The sequence below is a fragment of the Streptomyces sp. Edi2 genome, assembly GCF_040253635.1.
Taxonomy (GTDB): Bacteria; Actinomycetota; Actinomycetes; order Streptomycetales; family Streptomycetaceae; genus Streptomyces.
The window spans coordinates 3,409,995-3,431,908 of record NZ_JBEJGX010000003.1; the positions used below are offsets into that span (position 1 = coordinate 3,409,995).

The window sequence follows — 21,914 nt, forward strand, 5'->3', positions numbered from 1 at the left end:
GCCCCGACCGCGCCGATACGAAGTTCCCCACCAAGAAAGCTACCGCCCAGTAATTCACGGGCCCGGCACAACGGGGGCGATCACCAGCATGACCGGCACGAACGGCACCACGGCGCACAGCACATCCGTCACGGTCACCACACTCACCGCAGCCGCTACGGCCGCCACAGCCGCGGGCAGCGAGCCCGCCGAGCGGCCCACGGCGTCCCCTCGGTCCCCTCGGTCCCCTCGGTCCGCCCGGCCTCCTCGGCCCATTCAGCCCCCTCGCCCCTCAGACTCCACGCCTGTTCCGCCCGCCGGCACCACGCCCGCGCCCCCTGCCGGCATCGCGTCCACGCCCTCCACCGGCACCCCGGGCGACGACGGCGGTCCTCGCCCCCGCCCCGCCGGCACACCGGAGACGGCCCCCACCGTCCCCCGGCCCCGCCGCTCGCCCGCCGACGGCCGCTCCCCTGCCGACCGCCGTCCCCTCGGCACCGCCGACCGCCGTCCCCTCGGCCCCGCAGGGAGCGGCCCCGGCTCGCCCGCCCGTGGCACCGGTCCGGGGCGTCGCGGCCCCGGCTCCGCCGGCCGCGGCCCCACCCGCGGCGCCCCGCACCCCGGCCGCTCCGCAGCCCTGGCCGCCGCCGCGAGCCGGCGGTCCGGCACCTCCGCCCCGTCCACGCCCGTGAACGCGGCCGGTGTCCCCCTGCCGAGCGCCGCGGCGCGGCGCAGGGCGCACGAGAGCCGGCCGCATCACTGGTTCGCCCATCAGCTGGTGCTCGCGCTCAGCGGACAGCGCCCCGTCCACGCCCTGCTGGGGCATGCCCTGCCCGCCGCGTACGACCGGCTGGCGGAGCTCGCCCCGCAGGCGCCGCTGCGGCCGGTCACGGCGTCCGGCCGGCGCGGCGAGGCCCCCACCGTGCGCGACTGCGGACTGTGCCGGCCGCGCCGCGGCGTCATCGAGGCCTTCGCCCGGATCGCGGCGGACGGGCGGCTGCGGGCCCTGGCCTTCCGGCTGGAGCTGGGCGCCGACTCCCGGTGGCGCTGCGCCGCCCTCGACATCGGCCCGTCCCCGGCACTCCGCGGCCCGGCCTCCTGACCTGCCCGGCGACGCAGCGGACGCCCTGCCCGGCAGCAGACCTGCCCGGCAGCGGACCCGCGCGACAGCGGACCTGCCCGGCAACGCAAGGGCGCCCCGGCCGTTCTCCGGCCGGGGCGCCCTTGTTCTCACGGCCGGGGCACCAGATGCCCGGGCCGCCTCCTAGCTCACTTCTTGCGGCGACGCCCGGCGCTCTTCTGGGCCTTGCGCCGCTCGGCGCGGGTCAGACCGTCCGCCTCGGAACGGGCCGGCACCGCCTCCTCGTCGCTGATGAAGTCGCCCTCGATGACACTGCCGTCGCCGTCCACCTTGGGGGCGGAGAAGTGCAGCCGGTCCGGCCGCTGCGGCGCCTCCAGGCCCTTGGCGTGGATCTCCGGACGCCCCGCACCCGCGGGCACCGCCTCCTGCTTCTCCAGCGAGGCCGGCTCCGCCGCCTCCTCCACCGGGACCTCCTCGACCTGCTGCTCGACCTGGACCTCCAGGTTGAACAGGTAGCCGACGGACTCCTCCTTGATGCCCTCCATCATCGCGGTGAACATGTCGAAGCCCTCGCGCTGGTACTCGACCAGCGGGTCCTTCTGGGCCATCGCCCGCAGGCCGATGCCCTCCTGGAGGTAGTCCATCTCGTAGAGGTGTTCACGCCACTTGCGGTCCAGTACGGACAGCACGACCCGGCGCTCCAGCTCCCGCATGATGTCCGAGCCCAGTTGCTCCTCGCGGGCGGCGTACTGCGCGTGGATGTCGTCCTTGACGGCGTCGCCGATGAACTCGGAGGTGAGGCCCGCGCGGTCGCCGGCCTCGTCCTCCAGCTCCTCGACCGTCACCTTGACCGGGTAGAGCTGCTTGAACGCGCCCCACAGGCGGTCCAGGTCCCACTCCTCGGCGAAGCCCTCGACCGTCTCCGCCTGGATGTAGGCGTCGATGGTGTCCTCCATGAAGTGCGTGATCTGCTCCTGCAGGTCCTCGCCCTCCAGGACGCGGCGGCGCTCGCCGTAGATGACCTCACGCTGGCGGTTGAGCACCTCGTCGTACTTCAGGACGTTCTTCCGCGTCTCGAAGTTCTGCTGCTCGACCTGCGACTGGGCGGAGGCGATCGCCCGCGTCACCATCTTGTTCTCGATCGGCACGTCGTCGGGGACGTTGGCCATCGCCATGACCCGCTCGACCATCTGCGCCTTGAACAGCCGCATCAGGTCGTCGCCCAGGGAGAGGTAGAACCGCGACTCGCCGGGGTCGCCCTGACGGCCGGAGCGGCCGCGCAGCTGGTTGTCGATGCGCCGCGACTCGTGCCGCTCGGTGCCCAGGACGTAGAGCCCGCCGAGCTCCTTGACCTCCTCGAACTCCGCCTTGACCGCGGCCTCGGCGCGCTCCAGGGCGGCGGGCAGCGCGGCCGCCCACTCCTCGACGTGCTCGACCGGGTCCATGCCACGCTGGCGCAGCTCCGCCTCGGCCAGGTCGTCGGGGTTGCCGCCGAGCTTGATGTCCGTACCACGGCCGGCCATGTTCGTGGCGACCGTCACGGCGCCCTTGCGGCCGGCCTGCGCGATGATCGGCGCCTCACGGTCGTGCTGCTTGGCGTTCAGCACCTCGTGGGCGACACCGCGCTTGTTGAGCTGCTGGGAGAGGTATTCGGACTTCTCGACCGAGGTGGTGCCGACCAGGATCGGCTGGCCCTTCCCGTGCTTCTCGACGATGTCCTCGACGACCGCGTCGAACTTCGCGGTCTCGGTGCGGTAGATCAGGTCCGCCTGGTCCATACGGACCATCGGGCGGTTCGTCGGGATCGGGACGACGCCGAGCTTGTAGATCTGGTGGAACTCGGCGGCCTCGGTCATGGCCGTACCGGTCATGCCGGAGAGCTTGTCGTAGAGGCGGAAGAAGTTCTGCAGGGTGATTGTGGCGAGGGTCTGGTTCTCGTCCTTGATCTCCACCCCTTCCTTCGCCTCGATGGCCTGGTGCATGCCCTCGTTGTAGCGGCGGCCGGCGAGGATACGGCCGGTGTGCTCGTCGACGATCATGACTTCGCCGTCGATGACGACGTAGTCCTTGTCGTTCTTGAAGAGCTCCTTGGCCTTGATCGCGTTGTTGAGGTAACCGACGAGCGGGGTGTTCACCGACTCGTACAGGTTGTCGATACCCAGCCAGTCCTCGACCTTGCTGACACCGGACTCGTGGATGCCGACGGTGCGCTTCTTCTCGTCGACGTCGTAGTCGCCGGTCTCCTCCACGCCGCGCTGGGGGTTGGCGGCCTCGCCCCGCTTCAGGCGGCGCACCAACTTGGCGAAGTCGCCGTACCACTTGGTGGCCGAGTCCGCCGGGCCGGAGATGATCAGCGGCGTACGGGCCTCGTCGACGAGGATCGAGTCGACCTCGTCGACCACCGCGAAGTTATGGCCCCGCTGGACGAGTTCGTCCTGCGACCATGCCATGTTGTCACGCAGGTAGTCGAAGCCGAACTCGTTGTTCGTGCCGTAGGTGATGTCGCAGTTGTACTGCTCACGGCGCTGGGCCGGCGTCATGTCGGCGAGGATGCAACCGACGGTCAGGCCCAGGAACTTGTGGATCCGGCCCATCATCTCCGAGTCGCGCTCGGCCAGGTAGTCGTTCACCGTGATCAGGTGGACGCCCTTGCCGGACAGCGCGTTGAGATACGTCGGGAGGGTGCCGACCAGGGTCTTGCCCTCACCGGTCTTCATCTCGGCGACGTACCCCATGTGAAGGGCTGCGCCACCCATCAGCTGGACGTCGTAGGGGCGCTGGCCGAGTACCCGCCGGGCGGCCTCACGGACCGTGGCGAACGCCTCGGGCAGCAGATCGTCGAGGCTCTCGCCGTCGGCGTAGCGCTCCTTGTACTCATCCGTGAGGGCGCGCAGCTCCGCGTCGGAGAGCGCCGCGAAGTCCTCCTCGATGGAGTTGACCTGGCCCGCGATGCGGTGCAGTTTGCGCAGGATCTTTCCTTCGCCTGCACGCATGATCTTCGTCAAGACGGACACTTGGGCTGGTCTCCTTGCCGGTCGGGCCTGCACGGTCGAGTGCGCGGGCGCGGCATTTTTCCAAGGGGGCAGGCCCCGCCGCAACGGCCATCGTAAAGGAGGACGCTGCCGGGCCGGGAGGTCCGCCGCAGCGAACCCCGCTGCCCCCTCCCCAGCGTGAACGCACGAGGCCGCGAGAAGGTGCCGGGCAGGTGCCGGGAATCGCGCGGAAAACCCTTCGCCGCGCTGCATGCCACCTTGCAGACTCACGTCATGAAGCCCGTCACCCTCGCCACCGAGCGCCTTGTGCTGCGTCCCTTCGAGCCCTCCGACGCGCCCGCGGTGCATGCCGCGTGCCAGGAGCCCGATATTCCGCGCTGGACGGGTGTCCCGTCACCGTACGGCATCGAGGACGCGGAGCATTTCGTCGGTACGGTCGTCCCCGAGGGCTGGCGCGACGACACCACGTACCACTTCGCCGTCGTCTCCCGGGTGGACGGCTCCCTGGTGGGCGCGATGGGCCTGGTACGCCTCGCCCGGCTGCACACCCCCGAGCGGCAGGCCGAGCTGGGCTACTGGACCGCCAAGGGGCACCGCGGCCGCGGCCGCACCGTCGAGGCGGCCCGCGCCGTGGTGCGCTGGGGCTTCGACGACCTGGGGGTGGAGCGCCTGGAGTGGCATGCGGAGGCCGGGAACGAAGGCTCCCGGGCGGTGGCCCGCAAGCTCGGCTTCCATATGGAGGGCACGCTGCGCGCCAAGACGGTGCGCGAGGGCACCCGCCGGGACGTCTGGATCGGCTCCCTGCTCCCGTCCGACCTGGCCGGGGAGCCCGGCCTGGCCGTTGAGTCCGACCTGGCCGGGGAGTCCGCATCGGCCGGCCGAGCCGGCACCCGCCGCCCGGACACGACCCCGTATCTGCCCTACCCCGGCTGACGGCCGGCCGCGGCTGCCCTGCCCCGGCCGGGCGACGAGCTGCGCGCCCCGGCCCGGGCGGTCCGCCGCGCCACTACGGTCCCGGCTCCGGCCGGGCGTGGGAACGCCGCCACCAGCAGCGATTCCCGTGCCCGGGGCCGTTGTCAGTGCCCGCCCCTACGCTGTGCCGCATGACCGCCGTGACGCAGCCACCGCCTCTGCCGCAGCCTGTGACCGCCCTGTCCCGCGACGACGCCCGGCGCATGGCGCTGCGGGCCCAGGGGCTGGTGGGCGCGCCGGACCGCCGGGCCGGGGTGCGCGGGGTCCTGCGGCATCTGGGCGCGGTGCAGCTGGACACGATCTCGGTGCTGGCCCGCTCCCATGAGCTGGTGCCCTACGCCCGCCTCGGCGCCGTCGGCCGCCCCGCCGTCGAGTCCGCCTACTGGAGCGCATCCTCTTCCGCGCCCGCTGCACGGCCCCACAGCTTCGAATACTGGTCGCACGCCGCCTGCATCCTGCCCATCGAGGAGTGGCCGCACTTCGCCTTCCGCCGCCGCGCCCGCCGTGCCAAGGGCTACCGCTGGCATGTCATGGAGGACTCCGCGCGCTCCTGTGCAGCCGTCCTGGACCGCCTCAAGGCCGAGGGCCCGCTGACCACCTCGGAGCTGGGCGGCGGGCGCACGGGCGGGGAGTGGTGGGACTGGTCCGAGACCAAGATCGCGGTGGAGTGGCTGCTGGACACCGGCGAGGTGGTCTGTACCCGGCGCCGCGCCTGGAAGCGCGTCTACGACCTCGCCGAGCGCGCCGTCCCGGACGCCCTGCTCCACGACGATCTGGACGACGCCGCCTGCCTGCGCCGCCTGGTCGCCCAGGCCGGTTCCGCCATGGGGGTGGCCACGCGCGCCGACCTCGCGGACTACCACCGGCTGAAGGCCAAGCAGGTCGATGCCGTGGTTGCCGACTCCGGTCTGGTCCCGGTCGAGGTGGAGGGCTGGGGCAAGCCCGCCTGGGCCGACCCTGCCGCGCTGGCCGCTCCGCCCCGCGGCCGGCACCGCACCACCCTGCTCTCGCCTTTCGACTCCCTGATCTGGGACCGGCCGCGCACGGAGCGGATCTTCGGCTTCACGCACCGGCTGGAGGCATACGTCCCGCGTCCCCGGCGGGTTCACGGCTATTTCGCGATGCCCCTGCTGGCGGGCGGCCGGCTGGTGGGCCGGGTGGACCCGGCGCGTGAGGGCACCACCCTCGTCGCCCGCCAGGTCTCGATGCAGGACTCCAAGGCCGTCGCCCCGATGGCCCGGGCCCTTCGGGAAGCCGCCACCTGGGTCGGCTGCGATGAGATACGTGTGGAGCGCTGCGACGATCCGAAGCTGACCACCGCACTGCGCGCGGAACTCACCCGTACGGGTGACCAGTAGCACCGGCCGGTGACTGCGGGGGCTCGCCCGCCCCCGGTCACCCGGCGGGCGCCAAGGCCGCGCTCACCGGGCCGACTGACACGGCCGACCGGCTCCCCAGGTCACCGGATCAGGGCCGACCGGCTCACCGGATCTCGAGGATCTTCTCCCGCATCGCGTACACCACCGCTTCCATCCGGGAGTGCAACTGCAGCTTCTCCAGGATGTTGCGGACGTGGTTCTTCACCGTGTTCTCGGAGATGAAGAGTTCCTTGGCGATATCGCGGTTGTTCATGCCCGTGGCGACCAGCTTGAGGACCTCCAGCTCACGGTCGGTGAGCCGGGGCGCGGGCACCAGCCTGCGCTCGTCCGTACGCTGGATCATCGACTTGAACTCCGTCAGGAGCTTGGACGCCATCGACGGACTGATCTGCGACTGGCCGTCCGCCACGGCGCGGATCGCGGTCGCCACCTCGTCGGTGGAGATCTCCTTGAGGAGGTAGCCGGTGGCGCCGGCCTTGATCGCGTCGTAGAGATCGGCCTCTTCGTCGCTGATCGTCAGCATGATGATCTTTGCGCTGGGGGCCACCTCCTTGAGGGAGGTGCACGCCTCGATGCCGCCGCGTTTGGGCATCCGTACGTCCATCAGCACGATGTCGGGCAGCAGGTCCGCGGCCTTGTCGACCGCCTCCGCACCGTCCCCCGCCTCGCCGACGACCTGGATGTCCTCTTCCTGGGCCAGCACGATCTCCAGCCCCCGCCGGAAGAGTGCATGGTCGTCCACGACCAGGACCCTGATCGGCTCCTTGCGCGGCATGCTCACGGCCCGGCCGGCCTCGTCGTCACCCCCGGCACCGCTGTGGTCATCCGCGGTGCCGCGCACAGGCCCGAAACTGTCCCCCATGGGTCCTCCCCGTCAACTACTCGGCCGTGAGGCCAGAGCTTGGAAATAAGGCTGGTTGACAACAGCCCCCTGCCGGCCCGATCGATGCCATACGACCGCCTCCCCGGCACGTCGCCGTTACGTGTCCACATACTCCCTGGTCGGCACAAACACTATACGGCTTCAACTCTTGCCCCCTCCGGGCACGATGGTGCCCCCGGCGTGCGCCGGGGGCACCGAGCGAGTGGGGTTCAGCCACCCAGCGCGCCGCCTGCGCCGCCGGGCTCCTCCTCCCCGAACAAGTCGGGGTTCAGGTGAATGACTCCGTAGTCGTAGGCGTGCCGGCGGTAGACGACGCTCGGCAGCTTGGTGTCGGCGTCGACGAAGAGGTAGAAGTCGTGCCCGACCAACTCCATTTCGTTGAGCGCCTGGTCGAGCAGCATCGGCGCGGCCGAATGGGTCTTCTCGCGGACGACCAGGGGTCCTTCGCCCTGGACGTCGATACATCCCATCTTCGTGGTCGGCACCGTCTGGCCGGCCTCGGCGGCGGCCAGTTCGCCGTTGGTGTTCAGGCTCGCGGCATCCGGCACGCTGACAGCGACCTCACTCGCCGGGATGCGGCCGTTGCCGCGACGCGAGTAGCGCTTGTCGTGCTGCTTGCGCAGACGCGCCTCGAGCTTCGCGGTGGCCAGATCCAGCGCGGCGTACGCATCGGCCGCGGCGGCCTCGGCCCGGACCACCGGGCCACGGGAGTGGAGCGTGATCTCCACCCGGTCGGAACGGTCGGCCTGCCGCGGGTTTGGCTCCTTGGACACCTCGACGTCCAGGCTGATCACCTTGGCGTCGAGCTTCTGGACTTTGTCCAGCTTCAGCTTCTCGGCCACGTGCTTGCGGAACCGCTCGGGCACCTCTGTCTTGCGGCCCTTGACGACGATGTCCACGCAGAACTCCGTTCCCGGATCGCTCCGCTCATCAGGCGGAGCAATTCCTTCTTGCACCAGGCTCCGGTGGTTGCCGAAGCCTCGGACTTGGCGACTTTCACCTCCTCCTCCCCCGACGACCGGCTCTCCACTCCCCCGTTTTCAGGGTCGCCGCAAACACCCCTGAACGCACCCATCACGACATTCGAGGCAAAACACTCGCCAAGTCCTCACAACCGAACATAGCTCTCCCGGACGGATGTCGGCACCCCCTCGGAGCCCTCGGCTCCATTTGGGTGACTTTTCCTCCTCGCCTATCTGCCACGTGGTAGTGACTCCCTCGCTTCACGGCCGGCGGTGAAGGCGCTGCGGGGTGCCGCCACGACCGCGGCCCCGGTCACCCGGCCGGCGGCCGCCCTGACCGCCCTGGCCGCCTCGGCGAGGGTGGCCCCCGTGGTCACCAGGTCGTCCACCAGCACCACTGGCCGCCCCGCCAGCAGCCTCGCGGCAGGGCCCGGCACCTCCAGTGCACCGGCGACATTCGCCAGCCGCTGGCGGGCGCTCAGTCCCGCCTGGTCGGATACCGTGCGACGCTGTCGCAGCACATCGAGCACCCGGGCTCCCACGCCCGCCCGCCGCAGCTCTCCGGCCGCCCTCAGCGCCATCCTGCGCACCGGATCATGGCCCCGCCCGGCCACCGCCCTCCGGGCCGAGGGCACCGGCACCAGCAGCTGGGGGCCGGCCCCCACTCCCAGCCCTCGCACGGCCCCGGCCAGCACCGCCCCCAGCGGCCCGGCCAGCCGCAGGGCACCTCGCTCCTTGTGGGCCAGCAGCACCGCCCGCACCTCGTCGGCGTAGGGCGCCCCCGCCCACACCCGGGGCAGCCCCGCCGGGCTCGGCCACGGGCGCACCCGCTGCGCCCCGCGTCCGTCCCGCGCAAGCCTCCGGCGACACTCCGCACACAGCTCCGTACGCGGCCGGCCGCACCCCGCGCAGTCGACCGGCAGCACCAGACCTGCCAGTTCGCGCCACACCCCCTGCATGACTCCACTGTCCCGCCGTCCGGGCGCGGCCACCACCCCTGTGGATAACCATGGCCGAGGGGGCGCCGAACGGCGGGATCTGCAGGGTCTGCGGGATCTGCGGCCTGCCGGTCTGTGGGCCTACGGGTCTGCGCCCTGTGGGCCTGTGGGGTCAGCAGGCACCGGCCGCTCGCGGTAGCCCGTACCCCTCGCACGTCCCGACCCGGGACGGAGACATGGCGGACCGCCATCGGCACCGGGCAGACGCCACTCCTCCGCGTCGCCCGACCGCCCGTCACCGTCCACGGCTCACGGTCACCGATCACGGGTCATGGGGCCCGTGGCCCCGGGCCCCGCTCACCCGGGATAGACCGGCGCCGTCCCGTCCTTCGCCACCGTCTTCCAGTTCGCGTCCGGAGGCAGCCGCACAATGCCCTCCGTGGCATCGGCGATCAACGGGCGGGTCTCGTCCTCCGAGGCCGCCACCGCGATGACACCGTTGACGCCGGGCAGGGTCTGCGCATTGGACGCCGAACCGTCGGTCTCCATGAACTGCATCTGCTGGACTCCGCCGGACTCCCGCCCGACGACCACCAACCGGCTGCCGCCCGCCCAGGATGCGGCCACCACATCCTCCAACTGCGGTGCGATCGGCCGCAGTTCCTGCACCGAAAGCTCGGGATGCGCCGAACTCCCGTCGCGCTCGACCCGGCCCAACTGGAGTGTCGTACGGCCCTTGTCCTCCACCAGGACCGCGATCCGGATACCGTCAGCGGCCACCTTGATCGCCTTGATCCGGCGGTCGCCGAGACCGGGCACCGCGACCTTTTCGGGGGCGCTCTTGCCCTCACGCAGCCGCAGCAGCCGTGAACCGTGCGCATCGCGGTCCGCGATCCACAGATCCCCCAGACCGTCCCAGCTCGGCGCCGTCAGCCCCCTGTCGGGGTTCTTGGCCGAACCCGTACTGGTCAGCAGCGGATCACCACGCCCGATGCCGTCCTCCAACGGGGCCACATACAGCGACCGGCCGTCGTCCGACACACCCGCCGCCGTGTCCTCGCCGCGCGAGATGGCGACCGAGCGCAGCGGGGTATTGCCGGTGCCGAACGGCCCGCGCACCGGCGTCGGTTCGGTCGCGGAGTCCGACATGCCGACGACCTTGTGGTCGGCGTCGATGAAGTACTCCTTGCCGGAACGCCCGGCGCCCGGGGACGGGGCGAAGTCCTGCTCGGCCTGCTCCTGGGACAGCGAACACAGCGAGTTGCCGCTGTTGTCCTGGAGCTCCACCTCGCTGATCTTCGAAGCCCGCGTCATGTCCTGGACGGTGAAGAAGAGCTGAGCCGCCATCTGCTTGCACTGGGTGCTGTCGGTGTTCACCGCGTCCTTGCTGAGCTTGACCCGCAGCGCGTTGGAGTCGTCCAGCGCCAGGTCGTGCGCGGCCAGCCGGGTGCCGGTCGGGAAGGCCGAGGTCGTCACGTGGTTCAGCCAGTCGGTGGGCCCGGACAGCAGCGCCTCCACGCTGGCCGTGATCGGTTTTATTCGCTGCCGCAGATAGACGGGGTCCGCGACGAGCACGTTCCGGTTCGCCTTCGGCTCCCCCGACTCGGAGTTGTAGGACGCGAAGTAGTACTTGTTGACGGAGCGATAGATGCGCTGGAAGTCCGACAGCCCGAGCACCAGCCCGTTGGGCAGCCGGTCGATCCGCCACTGCCCGTCCTCCTTGATGAGGTGGATCGTCTGGCGGTAGGGCTTCTCCTCGGGGGTGTAGGCGTGACTGTCGTCCACCGCCGCCACCTGGCTGCCGGACAGGGTGACCGTGTAGCCGTTCGAGTCCTCCCGGTTGGGCAGCGACTTCGGCTCGGGCTTCGGGCGCTCCTGGAGCACATTGGTGACCTGGAACGGCCGCCAGGTCCGCTTCGCCGATTTGGCCAGATACTGGGTGGCCGTACGGAAATCCGCCTCGTCGCTGGTCGTGGCATCGAGGAAGCTGCGGACGATGTTGGTCGGCTGCGCACCGTCCTGCGGCGGGACTCCGTAGACCCGCACCTGCGACTCGCCTTCGGAGCGCGGCGACTGGTCGACCGAGGTGACGTCCCCGCCGTCGGGCATCGACGCACACCCGGCCAGCAGCGCCGCCGCACAGCCCAGCAGCAGGAAGGTCCGCGCCGGCCCGGCTCCCCTGCGGGCGCGCGTACGGGACCCGGTCCGCGCCCCGTGCCCGCCTCCGCGCTCAGTGTCCACGCAGCCCGCCTTCCCGATCCACGCCCCGTTCGGCTTCCTGCTCGTCCCGGCCCTCATCGGCCGGCTCGTCGGTGCGCGCACTCTCGCCGTGCGCCGCCTCGTCGCGCCCTGCGCCCCCGTTGTGCGGCACCACACGGGCACCGTTGCCGGGCAGCGCCGTCGGGTCGGCCGCCGGCCAGGACACCTTCGGCTCCAGGGCGGAGACTGCGGTGTCAGCCGCTTGTGACGCACGCGTCTGCACCGGGATGGTGGACGTCTTGCGTGCCGCCCCGGCCCGCGGCTGACCCGTCTCGTCCAGTCCGCTGTTGCGCCGCGAGTCCTCCGGCTCCAGGGGGATCGGGGATCCGCGCAGCGTCTCACCCGCCGTACGGGGCAGCGTCAGCCGGAACTGCGAGCCACCGCCCGGCTCGCCCCATGCCTGCAGCCAGCCGCCGTGCAGCCGGGCGTCCTCGACGGCGATGGACAGGCCCAGCCCCGTACCGCCGGTCGTACGGGCCCGGGCCGGGTCCGCACGCCAGAAACGGTTGAAGACCCGGGCGGCCTCGCCGGGCTTGAGGCCGACACCGTAGTCACGCACCGCGACGGCCACCGCACCGCCGCTCGGGCTGCCCGCGGACGCCAGCCGCACGACCACCTCGCGGCCCTCGCCGTGCTCGACGGCGTTGACGACGAGATTGCGCAGTATGCGCTCCACCCGGCGGGTGTCCGCCTCGACGATCACCGGCTGCTCGGCGCCGCGCACCACTATCCGGGTGCCCTTGCGCTCGGCGAGCGGTTCGGCCCCCTCGATGACGCGGTGCACCACATCGCGCAGATCGATCGGCTCGGCCTCCAGCGCGGCCGCCCCGGCGTCGAACCGGCTGATCTCCAGCAGCTCCGCGAGCAGGGATTCAAAACGGTCGAGCTGGCCGCGCAGCAGCTCGGCGGAGCGCGCGGTGGCGGGGTCGAACTCGTCCCGCACCTCGTGGATGACATCGGCCGCCATCCGTACGGTCGTCAGCGGCGTACGCAGCTCATGCGAGACGTCGGAGACGAAGCGGCGCTGCATCCGCGAGAGCTCCTCCAGCTGCTGGATCTTGACCTGGAGGTTCTGCGCCATCTTGTTGAAGGACTCGCCGAGCCGGGCGATGTCGTCCTCGCCGGTGACCTTCATCCGTTCCTGGAGGAGACCGGCGGCCAGCCGCTCGGAGATCCCCGCGGCCATCCGTACGGGCGTGACGACCTGCCGCACCACCAGCCAGGCGATCGCGCCGAGCAGGATCACGACGAACACCCCGGCCGTCGCCAGCGTCCCCGTCACCAGCTTGAGCGATTCCTCTTCCTGGCTGAACGGGAAGAGGTAGTAGAGCTGGTACTGGTTGCTGTTCACATCGTTGAGCCGCTTGCCGATGATCAGCGCCGGCAGGCCGTCGTCCGACCCGATGCGCTTGATCTCGGTGTACTGGCGGAACGTGCCGGATTTGGTCTCCAGCTTCCGCCGCAGCTCGGGGGGCACGCTCCGCTCGGGATCGACATCGCCGGAGGCGCGCGGACCGCGGGTACCGGGGCTGGAGTCACCGAACGGTTCGTCGGAATCGGAGCTGAGCGCCACGACGGAGAAGACGCCCTGCCCGCCGCTGGCGAGCTGTTCGACCAGGCCGGTCAGCCAGGTCGCGGAGTCCTGGGTGCCGCGGTTGCCGGTGCGCGCGGTGTCGTCGGGCCGGGTGTCGTCGGCGCCGTCGGCCATCTTCTGGGCGACGCTGAAGCCGCCCACGGCCTGGCTCTGCGCGGCCTGCGCCTTGGCCGTGAGCAGGCCGTTACGGACCTGGCCGACGACCACGACACCGAGCAGCAGCACCACGGCCAGCGACATCAGGAGCGTGGTCGCCACCACGCGCAGCTGGATATTGCGCCGCCACAGCCGCAGGGCGGGCAGCAGCGGCCGCCGCACCCAGCGGCTGAAGAGCCGGAGCAGAGGATGCACCGGCCCGCTCACCGCGCCGTCGGGCAGTAGCTGCCCCCCGCGCAGCAGCCAGGCGGACACCTTCGCCGAAAAGGACATATCGCCCACCGGGTCGACGGTGCGCCCCCGCTTTCCCTCCGGGGCCGAACCGTCCCGGGTCATCTCAGCTGGGCCCGGCCTTGTAGCCGACCCCGCGCACGGTCACGACGATCTCCGGCCGCTCCGGGTCCTTCTCGACCTTGGAGCGCAGCCGCTGCACATGGACATTGACCAGCCGGGTGTCGGCGGCGTGCCGATAGCCCCAGACCTGCTCGAGCAGCACCTCACGCGTGAACACCTGCCACGGCTTGCGCGCCAGTGCCACCAGCAGATCGAACTCCAGCGGGGTCAGGGCGATCGACTGCCCCTCGCGCTTCACCGAGTGGCCCGCCACGTCGATGACCAGGTCACCGATCGCCAGCTGCTCGGGCGTCGGCTCCTCCGAACGCCGCAGCCGCGCCCGGATACGGGCCACCAGCTCCTTGGGCTTGAACGGCTTGACGATGTAGTCGTCCGCGCCCGATTCGAGCCCGACCACCACATCCACGGTGTCGCTCTTTGCGGTCAGCATGACGATCGGCACTCCGGACTCGGCCCGGATCAGCCGGCTCACCTCGATACCGTCCCGCCCCGGCAGCATCAGGTCGAGCAGCACAAGATCGGGCTTGGTCTCGCGGAAGGCCGCAAGGGCCTTGTCACCGTCCGACACAAACGACGGTTCAAAACCTTCGCCGCGCAGCACGATGCCAAGCATCTCTGCCAGTGCGGTGTCGTCGTCGACGACCAGGACGCGTCCCTTCATTCGGCCATCATCCCATTACCTGATCGTGACTTACTCCATCGTGACGTGGAACACACGCCTGCCAGCCCGTTCCGGGTCACCGGCGACACCACTCCAGCCTCCGTGACGATCGCCGTCACCAGCTCCGCCGGAGTGACGTCGAAGGCCGGGTTGTAGGCCTGTGCGCCCAACGGCGCCACCTGTATGCCGGTGCCCGCCTCGCCCCCGGGCCCCTGTGCGTACGGCAACGAGAACTCCGTCACTTCCTGGCCCGGCCGCTGCTCCACCTCGATGTCCGACCCCTCCTCGGTCTCCAGATCCACCGTGCTGGTCGGGGCCACCACCACGAACGGAACGTGGTGGTACCGCGCCAGCACCGCCAGTGGATAGCTGCCGATCTTGTTGGCCACCGACCCGTCCGCCGCGATCCGGTCCGCGCCGATCAGCACCGCATCCACCTCACCCCCGGCGAACAGCGACCCTGCCGCGCCGTCCGGGAGCACCGTGTAGGCCATACCCGTGCGCGCGGCCTCGTAGGCGGTCAGCCGCGCCCCCTGCAGCAGCGGCCGCGTCTCGTCCACCCACAGCCGGCGCAGCTCACCGGCACGGTGCGCCGCCAGCGCCACCGCCAGGGCGGTGCCCTCGCCCCCGGACACCAGCGCACCCGCATTGCAGTGCGTGAGAATCCGGTGGCCGCCACCCGGCAGCAGCTCACCCAGAAGCGCCAGGCCGTGTTCCGCCATCCGTGCGCTGGCCTCGATGTCCTCGGCATGCACGGCCCGCGCCTCGGCCAGCGCCGCGGCCGCCTGGGCATCGGCCCCACCGGCTGCCGCGGCGCGGTACGCGGCGGCCGCCCTCCGCACGCCGTAGCCCAGATTGACCGCGGTCGGCCGGGCCTGCGCCAGCGCCTCCACCGCCTCCTCCACGTCAAAGCCCCGCGCCGCGGCCAGCGCGACGCCGTAGGCACCCGCGATGCCCAGCAGCGGCGCCCCGCGCACAGCAAGCGTCCGGATCGCCTCCACCAGCGCCGGGACGTCCGTGCAGACCCGCTCGACCTCCTCCGCCGGCAGGCGGGTCTGATCGAGGAGGACCACCACCGGTCCCTCGGGCAGCTCCTCCCAACGCAACGACGGAATGGTGAGCGCCCCGGCGCCCGCCTCGGATACCTCGTACTGATCGCCCATTCGCTCAGTCTGCCGCCGACCGACCCTCGAACAGAAGGTCCCCTCTCACTCCAGGCACCGGTACACCACACCGACGGCCATGACACGATGACTGCCACCGCGGACCCCGCACCCCGACCGCCCCGGCGGAGGGGCAGCAAGAAGGAGCGACGATGAACAACTCTCCGGGCTGGGCCTCGCCCGGATCCACTCCCTCCGACGAGCCGGGCCGCGGCACTCAGGAGCAGCCCTCTCAGGAAGAGCAGCCCCCGCAGGAGGGCCGGTCCGGCCCCGGCGAGCAGTCGACCCCGCCGAACTGGTTCAAGGAACAGCCCCCCGCCGGCCACTGGTCGGCCCCCACCGGCATCCCCGGCCAGAGCGGCCCGCACGGGAGCGGTAATCGCGCGGGCGGCGAGCGCTCCCGTGCCTCGTCGTCCGGACCGGGCGGCCCCGGCCCGGGCGGGGCGGGTTGGGGCGGCCCGGGTTGGGGCGGCACCCCCGGTCACTGGGGCAGCCACCCCGGCAGTCAGCCCCCTTGGGGCGGCGCCTGGGCGCCCGGGCCGCAGGCCGCCAAGCCCGGCATCATTCCGCTGCGCCCGCTCGCCGTCGGCGAGATCCTCGACGGTGCGGTCGCCACCATGCGCGCCCACTGGCGCACGGTCCTCGGCATTTCGCTGATCGTCGCCGTCGTCGCACAGACCGCCATCACCGTGGTCACCGGCCTCTGGTTCCAGGGCTCCCGCTCCGCGCCTTCCCTGGCGGACGACAATGTCCCGCCCCTCCGCGAATCCCTGCAGCAGATGCTCAATTCGCTCGCCGCCAGCGGCATCACCGCGGCGATCGGGCTGCTCGCCGCCATCATCGTCACGGGGCTCCTGACCATGGTCGTGAGCCGTGCCGTCCTGGGCCGCCCGGTGAGCGCCGGGGAAGCCTGGCGCGATGCGCGTACCCAACTCCCGCGCCTGCTCGGCCTGCTGGTCCTGCTGCCCCTGCTCATCACGGCGATATGCGCGGTCGGCGTGGCTCCCGGCCTCATCGTCACCGCCACCGGCACGCTGGAAGCGGGGCTGCTCCTCACCCTGCTCGGCGGGCTGGCTGCCGGCGTCGTGAGCATCTGGCTGGGGGTCCGCTTCAGCCTCGCGTCCCCCGCCCTGATGCTGGAGAAGCAGGGCGTCATCACCGCCATGCGCCGCTCCGCGAAGCTCGTACGGGGCAGCTGGTGGCGGGTGCTGGGGGTGCAGCTCCTGGCTTATCTCCTGGTGGGCATCGTCGAGTTCATCATCCAGATCCCGGCCACCATCATCGCCTTCGTCATCGGCGGCGAGAACCTCATGGACTGGGCGAACGGCACCAGCAACACCACCAGCTGGTCTTTCCTGGTCGTGCTGGGCATCGGAGCCGTCATCAGCTCCACCATCACCTTCCCGATCACCGCCGGCGTCACCGCGCTCCTGTACATGGACCAGCGCATCCGCCGTGAGGCACTCGACCTCGAACTCGCCCGCGCCGCGGGGCTTCCCGGTTACGGCGCCGACGTTCCCCGCGCCCACCCGGCCACGCCTGCTCCCGCAGCCACGAGCACGACCGCCGGCAACCCACCGGCAACTTCCGCGCCGGCCCCCACCGGCTCCCCTGCGGACGGGGCGAAGTCGGACAACTCCACGCCGGCCGGCCCCCGCGCGGAAGGCACCCCGGAGGAAAGCACCGCCGCACACGCTCCCGAGGCGGGCACGACGGCCACCGGCGGGGCCACGCCTCCGGCTGCCCCGGCCACGGCCACCGCCACGCCCTCCGACGGTCCCGGCCAACGCCCCGACGACGCCACGCCGGGAAGCTGATGCGGTGACCGGAGGGGGGAACATGGCCGCGCTCGGACGACTCATGGCGCGCTCCGACGACGACATACCGGTGAGGACTCCACGCGTCCCCGCCCGCGAGGCGGCCGAACGCGAGCTGTCCGACCCCCGGTACCACCAGCACGACCCCAACCCGATCCAGCAGGCCCTTGAATGGCTCTGGGCACGCATCAACGAACTGGCCAATGCGGCCGCCGGCACCACACCGGGCGGCTGGATCGGGCTCCTCGCCATCGCCGCCTGCGTCGTTCTGCTGATCATCGCCCTCCGGCTGCGTCTCGGTGCGGTGCGCCGCACTCCGACCACGGGCGGCGCACTCTTCGCCGAAGCACCCCGCACTGCCGCCGAACACCGTTCCGCGGCTGACCGGCACGCCGCCGAGGGCCACTGGAACCAGGCCGTCCAGGACCGCATGCGCGCCCTCGTCCTCGCTCTGGAAGAGCGCACGCTGCTCACCCCCGGCCCGGGCCGCACCGCTGACGAGGCCGCCACCGAAGCCGGCCGGGCCTTCCCCGAGCACGCCGGCCAACTCCGCACCGCGGCCCGCACCTTCGACGACGTCACATACGGCGGCCGCCCCGGCACGGAAGCGGCGTACACCCTCCTGGCCGGCCTCGACACCGATCTGCAGCGCGCCAAGCCCGCCCTGGCCACCACCCCGACCAGGAGCAGCGGATGACCACGGCCGCCACCGACACCCCCGCACCGGCATCCACCGCTCGTGGTCTGTGGACCCGGTTCCGCGGCCCGCTGCTGGCGCTTCTTCTGCTCGTCGTCAGCGGTGTGGTCCTCGGGGCTCTGCAGTCCGGCGAACAGCACGGACGGCTCGACCCGCGCTCCGCCGACCGGACCGGGAGCCGGGCCCTGTCCCAACTCCTTGCCTCCCACGGCGTCTCCACCCAGGTCGCGACCAGCTCCGAGGAGGCGGCTGCCGCGGCCGGCCCCGACACCACGCTGCTCGTCACCGACCCCGACGTGCTGACACAAGATCAGCTGACCGGCCTGCACACCGCCACCGCCCACACCCCCGGTCGCACCGTCCTGCTCGCCCCGCGAACAGAGGCCCTCGAAGCCTTCGCCCCCGGCGTCCAGATGGAAACCCCGGCCCCCATCTCGGTTCGCCGGCCCTCCTGTTCCCTGCCGGAGACCCGCCGGGCGGGCAGCGCCCTCCTCGGCGGCCTCCGCTACACCACCGCCCTCGACGGAGCCGATCGCTGTTACCCCGGCGCCGGCACCGGCGGTCCCACCCTGCTGCGCCTGCCGGCCCCCGACAACGGCCGCGACACCGTGCTCCTCGGCTCCGCCGACCTCCTCTACAACCACCATCTCGCCGAGCACGGCAACGCCTCGCTGGCCCTTCAACTCCTCGGTAAGCACAAGCATCTGGTCTGGTACCTCCCCTCCGTGAGCGACCCGTCATCCGTTCAGGACGACCAGCGCGGTTTCCTCGACCTCATCCCTGCCGGCTGGCGCTGGGCCCTGCTCCAACTCGCCTTCGCAGCCGTGCCGGCGGCCCTGTGGCGCGCCCGCAGGCTCGGCCCCCTGGTTGCGGAACGACTCCCGGTCACCGTCCCGGCCGCCGAGACCACCGAGGGCCACGCCCGCCTCTACGAGCAGGCCAACGCCCGCGACCGGGCCGCTGCCGTGCTGCGCTCCGCCACCCGCACCCGTCTCGCCCCCCTCATCGGAGTGTCCTCGGCGCACGCCCACACGGCCGACGTCCTTCTGCCCGCCCTCCACACCCACTTGACCTCCACCCCCGCCACCGAAGCAGGACTCCATGCCCTGCTCTTCGGTCCGGCCCCCGCGGACGACAAAGCCCTGGTGCACCTGGCCGACCAACTCGACGCACTCGAATCCTCGATCGTTTCCCAAGAGAGGCACGCCCCCCGTGAGCACCCCGACCGCTGACAGCGCCCGAACCTCCCTGGAGGACCTGCGCACCGAGATAGCCAAGGCCGTCGTAGGCCAGGACCCCGCCGTCACCGGGCTGGTCGTCGCCCTGCTCTGCCGTGGTCATGTGCTCCTCGAAGGCGCCCCCGGCGTCGCCAAGACCCTGCTCGTACGCGCCCTGTCGGCCGCTCTCGAACTCGACACCAAGCGCGTCCAGTTCACGCCTGACCTGATGCCGAGCGATGTCACCGGCTCACTGGTCTACGACGCCCGCAGCTCCGAGTTCTCCTTCCAGCCAGGCCCCGTCTTCACCAACCTCCTGCTCGCCGACGAGATCAACCGCACGCCTCCCAAGACCCAGGCGTCCCTGCTCGAAGCGATGGAAGAGCGGCAGGTGACCGTCGACGGTGCAGCCCGCCCCCTCCCCGAGCCGTTCCTGGTGGCGGCCACGCAGAACCCGGTGGAATACGAGGGCACCTACCCGCTCCCCGAGGCTCAGCTCGACCGCTTCCTGCTGAAACTGACGGTGCCGCTGCCCGCCCGCCACGACGAGATAGACATCCTCACCCGGCACGCCGCCGGCTTCAGCCCTCGCGACCTCGGCGCCGCAGGACTGCGCCCCGTTGCCTCCAGCGCCGACCTCGACGCCGCCCGGGCCGCGGTCGCCAAGACCGCCGTCTCCCCCGAAGTCACCGCTTATATCGTCGATATCTGCCGTGCCACTCGAGACTCCCCCTCGCTCTCTCTCGGTGTCTCCCCCCGAGGCGCTACCGCCCTGCTCTCCACGTCACGAGCCTGGGCCTGGCTCACCGGCCGCGACTATGTCACCCCTGACGACGTCAAGGCCCTCGCTCTTCCCACACTCCGGCACCGCGTCCATCTCCGCCCTGAAGCGGAGATGGAAGGAGTCACCGCAGACTCCGTGATCAACGCCGTTCTCGCTCATCTCCCCGTCCCCCGCTGAGACGACACCGTGGCCCTCACCGGACGCACCGCCCTCATCTCCGCACTCGGAGCACTCTTCGTCGGCTTCGTGCTGCCCAGCTGGCTCGGCGTGCTCCTCGTCCAACTCGCCTTGCTGCTAGCAATTTTGTGCGACCTCCTGCTCGCCGCGCCAGTGCGAAAGCTGCATATCACCCGAACCGGTGACACAGCAGTTCGACTAACGGGCGAAGCCTCTTCGCACCTCACCGTCACCAACCCGAGCCGCCGCGCCCTGCGCGCCACGGTCCGCGACGCCTGGCCCCCGAGCTCCTTCCGCCCCGGCGCGGACACCTCCGAGTCCCGCCACACCATCCGCATCCCCGCCGCCGAACGCCGCCGCCTCACTACGACGCTCCGCCCCACCCGCCGCGGCGACCATCACGCGGTCCGCGTCACGGTCCGTTCCTACGGCCCGCTCGGCCTGGCCGCCCGGCAAGGAAGCCGGCACGTCCCCTGGACCCTGCGCGTCCTGCCCCCCTTCACCAGCCGCAAGCATCTCCCCGCCAAGCTCGCCCGGCTCCGCGAACTCGACGGCCGCACCAGCATCCTCACCCGTGGCGAAGGAACCGAGTTCGACAGCCTCCGCGACTACACCCCCGGCGACGACACCCGCTCCATCGACTGGCGCGCCACCGCCCGCCGTCACAACCTCGCAGTCCGCACCTGGCGCCCCGAGCGCGACCGGCGCATCCTGCTCGTCCTGGAGACCGGCCGCACCTCCGCGGGCCGAGTCGGCGACATCCCCCGCCTCGACGCTTCCATGGACGCCGCCCTCCTGCTCGGCGCCCTCGCCGCCCGCGCGGGTGACCGCGTGGACCTGCTCGCCTACGACCGCCGCATACGCGCCTCCGTACAAGGCCGCACGGCACGCGACCTCCTCCCGGCCTTGACCGATGCCCTGGCGCCCCTCGAATCCGAACTGGTCGAGGCAGATGCCCGCGGCCTGGCCGCCGCCATCCACCGCCGCACCCCGCGACGGTCCCTCATCGTGCTCTTCACCAGCCTGGACGCAGCCCCCGTGGAGGAAGCTCTCCTGCCCGTCCTCCCCGGTCTCACCCAACGCAATGAACTCATCGTCGCGGCCGTGGCCGACCCCCGCATCGAGGAAATGGCCGCCGGCCGTCACACCCCGCAGGCCGTCTACGCAGCCGCCGCCGCGGAACAGGCCCACGCCGCCCGTCGCCGCACCGCAGACCGCCTCCGCCACCACGGCATCACGGTCATCGACTCCACCCCGGCCCGCCTGGCCCCCGACCTGGCCGACGCCTACCTCACCCTGAAGTCCACCGGCCGCCTGTAAAGCCACCTCCCCCACCCCTCCCGAATACAAGCCCCGGGCAGAAGCAGACACGCCTCACGGGATACGTGGCTACGCGAATACGCGTACGCAGCAGTTTGACCACTCAGCAGTCCCACAGGGTGACCAATACCGTGTCTCCAGGGGAGCCTGTCTCCCCCACCGCAGCCGCACGCTCCCCCACGAGAGCGCTCAGGACGCCGGCAAACAAACTGACGGACACCGGCAAAGCGCGCAAGGCTCAGCTTCCTTGCCCCTGCATCCCGCAACGCCCCTCCCTGCGCTATATCCCTCCCTGACCACACACCCCATGGGTCCGGCATTCCAGCGCCCGCACAGAAATGCCCCGCCTCCGAGCCTCAAACGCAGAAAAGCCCCGCACCATAAGGTGCGGGGCTTTCCCACAATGATTGTTCGGCGGCGTCCTACTCTCCCACAGGGTCCCCCCTGCAGTACCATCGGCGCTGAAAGGCTTAGCTTCCGGGTTCGGAATGTAACCGGGCGTTTCCCTAACGCAATGACCACCGAAAC

16 protein-coding genes and 1 rRNA gene are annotated in these 21,914 nt (G+C 71.4%); 8 read left to right on the top strand and 9 right to left on the bottom strand.

Features of this window, described 5'->3' with window-relative positions; translation table 11 throughout:
* The first annotated feature begins 88 nt into the window (after positions 1-88).
* Positions 89-1,081 carry an Rv3235 family protein gene (locus ABR737_RS18320; RefSeq protein WP_350251236.1) on the top strand — a complete coding sequence of 331 codons (993 nt, stop codon included), beginning with the start codon at positions 89-91 and terminating at the stop codon, positions 1,079-1,081.
* A 167-nt stretch (positions 1,082-1,248) separates the two neighbouring features.
* On the opposite strand, the gene secA is transcribed toward ABR737_RS18320, so the two are convergent.
* Positions 1,249-4,074 carry a preprotein translocase subunit SecA gene (secA, locus tag ABR737_RS18325; protein ID WP_350251237.1) on the bottom strand — a complete coding sequence of 942 codons (2,826 nt, stop codon included), beginning with the start codon at positions 4,072-4,074 and terminating at the stop codon, positions 1,249-1,251.
* Between the two features lie 252 nt (positions 4,075-4,326).
* Between secA and ABR737_RS18330 the strand changes: the two genes are divergently transcribed.
* Both ABR737_RS18330 and ABR737_RS18335 read left to right on the top strand, forming a co-directional pair.
* The gene (locus ABR737_RS18330) at positions 4,327-4,986 is read left to right on the top strand and encodes a GNAT family N-acetyltransferase (protein ID WP_350251238.1); all 660 of its coding nucleotides are present in this window, start codon (positions 4,327-4,329) and stop codon (positions 4,984-4,986) included.
* A 170-nt stretch (positions 4,987-5,156) separates the two neighbouring features.
* Positions 5,157-6,383, top strand: a complete 1,227-nt coding sequence (locus tag ABR737_RS18335; protein WP_350251239.1) for a winged helix-turn-helix domain-containing protein — start codon at positions 5,157-5,159, stop codon at positions 6,381-6,383.
* 124 nt (positions 6,384-6,507) lie between these two features.
* On the opposite strand, the gene ABR737_RS18340 is transcribed toward ABR737_RS18335, so the two are convergent.
* The 7 genes from ABR737_RS18340 to mtnA form a co-directional block, all read right to left on the bottom strand.
* Positions 6,508-7,266, bottom strand: coding sequence for a response regulator (locus ABR737_RS18340; protein ID WP_350251240.1), 759 nt, complete (start codon positions 7,264-7,266; stop codon positions 6,508-6,510).
* Between the two features lie 230 nt (positions 7,267-7,496).
* Entirely contained in the window at positions 7,497-8,186 is a 690-nt protein-coding gene (gene hpf / locus ABR737_RS18345; RefSeq protein WP_129296074.1) for a ribosome hibernation-promoting factor, HPF/YfiA family, read from the bottom strand.
* A 293-nt stretch (positions 8,187-8,479) separates the two neighbouring features.
* The gene (locus tag ABR737_RS18350) at positions 8,480-9,208 is read right to left on the bottom strand and encodes a ComF family protein (RefSeq protein ID WP_350251241.1); all 729 of its coding nucleotides are present in this window, start codon (positions 9,206-9,208) and stop codon (positions 8,480-8,482) included.
* Positions 9,209-9,544: 336 nt separating this feature from the next.
* Positions 9,545-11,428, bottom strand: a complete 1,884-nt coding sequence (locus tag ABR737_RS18355; RefSeq protein WP_350251242.1) for an LpqB family beta-propeller domain-containing protein — start codon at positions 11,426-11,428, stop codon at positions 9,545-9,547.
* Positions 11,418-13,532 (bottom strand): MtrAB system histidine kinase MtrB, encoded by a 2,115-nt coding sequence (gene mtrB / locus ABR737_RS18360; RefSeq protein WP_502964338.1) that lies wholly within the window; start codon positions 13,530-13,532, stop codon positions 11,418-11,420. The genes ABR737_RS18355 and mtrB overlap by 11 nt, the downstream gene beginning before the upstream one ends.
* A gap of 1 nt (position 13,533) precedes the next feature.
* Entirely contained in the window at positions 13,534-14,211 is a 678-nt protein-coding gene (gene mtrA, locus ABR737_RS18365; RefSeq protein ID WP_350251243.1) for a two-component system response regulator MtrA, read from the bottom strand.
* A complete protein-coding gene (mtnA, locus tag ABR737_RS18370) occupies positions 14,208-15,374 on the bottom strand; it encodes an S-methyl-5-thioribose-1-phosphate isomerase (RefSeq protein ID WP_350251244.1) in 1,167 nt (388 codons plus the stop codon). Before mtnA ends, mtrA begins: the two co-directional genes overlap by 4 nt.
* A gap of 152 nt (positions 15,375-15,526) precedes the next feature.
* On the opposite strand from mtnA, the gene ABR737_RS18375 reads away from it, so the two are divergent.
* Genes ABR737_RS18375 through ABR737_RS18395 form a run of 5 tightly spaced genes read left to right on the top strand, consistent with a single transcriptional unit; the run spans position 15,527 to position 21,386 of the window.
* Positions 15,527-17,191 (top strand): DUF7847 domain-containing protein, encoded by a 1,665-nt coding sequence (locus ABR737_RS18375; protein WP_350251245.1) that lies wholly within the window; start codon positions 15,527-15,529, stop codon positions 17,189-17,191.
* Between the two features lie 22 nt (positions 17,192-17,213).
* Complete coding sequence (locus ABR737_RS18380; protein WP_350251246.1) at positions 17,214-17,888, top strand: DUF4129 domain-containing protein; 675 nt, start codon at positions 17,214-17,216, stop codon at positions 17,886-17,888.
* The gene (locus ABR737_RS18385; RefSeq protein WP_350251247.1) at positions 17,885-19,120 is read left to right on the top strand and encodes a DUF4350 domain-containing protein; all 1,236 of its coding nucleotides are present in this window, start codon (positions 17,885-17,887) and stop codon (positions 19,118-19,120) included. The genes ABR737_RS18380 and ABR737_RS18385 overlap by 4 nt, the downstream gene beginning before the upstream one ends.
* The gene (locus ABR737_RS18390; protein WP_350251248.1) at positions 19,101-20,066 is read left to right on the top strand and encodes an AAA family ATPase; all 966 of its coding nucleotides are present in this window, start codon (positions 19,101-19,103) and stop codon (positions 20,064-20,066) included. Before ABR737_RS18385 ends, ABR737_RS18390 begins: the two co-directional genes overlap by 20 nt.
* 9 nt (positions 20,067-20,075) lie before the next feature.
* A complete protein-coding gene (locus ABR737_RS18395; protein WP_350251249.1) occupies positions 20,076-21,386 on the top strand; it encodes a DUF58 domain-containing protein in 1,311 nt (436 codons plus the stop codon).
* A gap of 409 nt (positions 21,387-21,795) precedes the next feature.
* Here ABR737_RS18395 and rrf read toward each other — a convergent pair.
* Positions 21,796-21,912: ribosomal RNA gene (rrf, locus tag ABR737_RS18400) — 5S ribosomal RNA — on the bottom strand.
* Positions 21,913-21,914: the final 2 nt, after the last annotated feature.

Excerpts from the sequence above, each read along its gene's own strand:
- ABR737_RS18320 (WP_350251236.1), top strand. The coding sequence starts at position 89 with ATGACCGGCACGAACGGCACCACGGCGCACAGCACATCCGTCACGGTC.
- ABR737_RS18330 (WP_350251238.1), top strand. The coding sequence starts at position 4,327 with ATGAAGCCCGTCACCCTCGCCACCGAGCGCCTTGTGCTGCGTCCCTTC.
- ABR737_RS18335 (WP_350251239.1), top strand. The coding sequence starts at position 5,157 with ATGACCGCCGTGACGCAGCCACCGCCTCTGCCGCAGCCTGTGACCGCC.
- ABR737_RS18340 (WP_350251240.1), bottom strand. The coding sequence starts at position 7,266 with ATGGGGGACAGTTTCGGGCCTGTGCGCGGCACCGCGGATGACCACAGC.
- ABR737_RS18350 (WP_350251241.1), bottom strand. The coding sequence starts at position 9,208 with ATGCAGGGGGTGTGGCGCGAACTGGCAGGTCTGGTGCTGCCGGTCGAC.
- mtrB (WP_502964338.1), bottom strand. The coding sequence starts at position 13,532 with ATGACCCGGGACGGTTCGGCCCCGGAGGGAAAGCGGGGGCGCACCGTC.
- mtrA (WP_350251243.1), bottom strand. The coding sequence starts at position 14,211 with ATGAAGGGACGCGTCCTGGTCGTCGACGACGACACCGCACTGGCAGAG.
- mtnA (WP_350251244.1), bottom strand. The coding sequence starts at position 15,374 with ATGGGCGATCAGTACGAGGTATCCGAGGCGGGCGCCGGGGCGCTCACC.
- ABR737_RS18375 (WP_350251245.1), top strand. The coding sequence starts at position 15,527 with ATGAACAACTCTCCGGGCTGGGCCTCGCCCGGATCCACTCCCTCCGAC.
- ABR737_RS18380 (WP_350251246.1), top strand. The coding sequence starts at position 17,214 with ATGGCCGCGCTCGGACGACTCATGGCGCGCTCCGACGACGACATACCG.
- ABR737_RS18385 (WP_350251247.1), top strand. The coding sequence starts at position 17,885 with ATGACCACGGCCGCCACCGACACCCCCGCACCGGCATCCACCGCTCGT.